2 protein-coding genes are annotated in these 1277 nt (G+C 71.4%); both read right to left on the reverse strand.

Annotated elements, in window-relative coordinates:
- Positions 1-162: 162 nt before the first annotated feature.
- Positions 163-888 carry a gamma-glutamyl-gamma-aminobutyrate hydrolase family protein gene (locus KDK95_RS34635; protein ID WP_212522586.1) on the reverse strand — a complete coding sequence of 242 codons (726 nt, stop codon included), beginning with the start codon at positions 886-888 and terminating at the stop codon, positions 163-165.
- Between the two features lie 88 nt (positions 889-976).
- On the reverse strand, positions 977-1277 hold a 301-nt coding region (locus KDK95_RS34640; protein WP_212522587.1), incomplete at its 5' end, for a DUF4190 domain-containing protein.

Genomic DNA, 1277 nt, shown 5'->3' on the forward strand with positions numbered 1-1277 from the left:
GCTTGCCCTCATCGTCATCGATATCCCGAACCTGAACCCGCTCCGCCATGTGCCAAGTCTGATACATCCGCCCCGCCGGGCGGCGTCACCACACCGACGGGGCAAACGTTGCCTGATGCGGCACTAGCGATGAGCGAACCGGACCCGCCCGAGAAGGCCTTATCAGCTCCCTGACGCGGCTGCCCGCACCAGGGCCGCGAACAGGGCGGGGTCGTCCCTCGCCTCGGGGTGCCACTGGACGCCGAGCAGGAAGCGGCGGTCGGGGTTCCAGACCGCCTCGACGGTCTCGTCGAGGGCCCAGGCGGTGGCCTTGAGCCCGTCGCCGAGCAGGTCGATGGCCTGGTGGTGGTAGCAGGGGACGTCGACGGTGGGGCCGAGGATGGAGCCGGGCATGGCGGCGGTGTCGAGGCGGATGCGGACGGTGCCGTAGACGCCGGGGGCGGGGCGGTGGCGCTGTCCGCCGGCGAGTTCGGGCAGGTGCTGCAGGAGCGTGCCGCCGCACTGGACGTTGATCAGCTGCATGCCGCGGCAGATTCCGAAGACCGGGAGGTCGGCGCGCAGCGCCTCGGCGAGCAGGGCAGCCTCCCAGGTGTCCCGGTCGGACTGGAAGCGCTCGGCGTACGGGTCGGGGGCTGCGCCGTAGCGCACCGGTTCGATGTCGGGGCCGCCGGTGAGGATCAGGCCGTCGAGCGAGGCGACGACGCTGGCCGCGGCGGCGTCCTCGCTGAGCGGGAGCAGCACCGGGACGCCGCCCGCCTGGCTGAGTAAGTCCACGTAGTTGTGCGGCAGCAGCGCGGCCTGGGTGTGCCACACACCCCAGGACGCGTGCTCGCGATAGGCGGTCAGGCCTATCAGGGGGCGCCGCGCCGGGGGCGAATGCGTGTTCACTTAGTGGGTGTTTCCCACCTCGCGCCGGTTTAGGCCCTTGGTGCGGATGGGTCCGGTGCCGATCCTCGGTCCCGGCTCGGGCCCCGCCTCAGTTCGAGGAGGCGACCGCGATGATGATCACCAGCAGGATGCCGAGCCAGACGGAGCCGGTGGCGATGCCGGCGATGGCCATGCCGCGGCCGTCCGTGCCGTCCCGCTTCGTCTGCCGCACCGCGATGATGCCGAAGATCAGGCCGAGCAGCGCCGGGATGAAGTAGAGGAAGCCGCAGATCCCGCAGACCAGCGCCGCGACGGCCAGCCCGTTCGTGCGCCTGACCTGGTATCCCGGGTAGTAGTACGGCGGCATGCCGGGCGGCGGGTAGCCGTAGCCCAGGTAGCCGGGAGTGCCC

Origin of the sequence: Actinospica acidithermotolerans, from assembly GCF_018139625.1 — a bacterium.
In the GTDB taxonomy this organism is placed as follows: Bacteria; Actinomycetota; Actinomycetes; order Streptomycetales; family Catenulisporaceae; genus Actinospica; species Actinospica acidithermotolerans.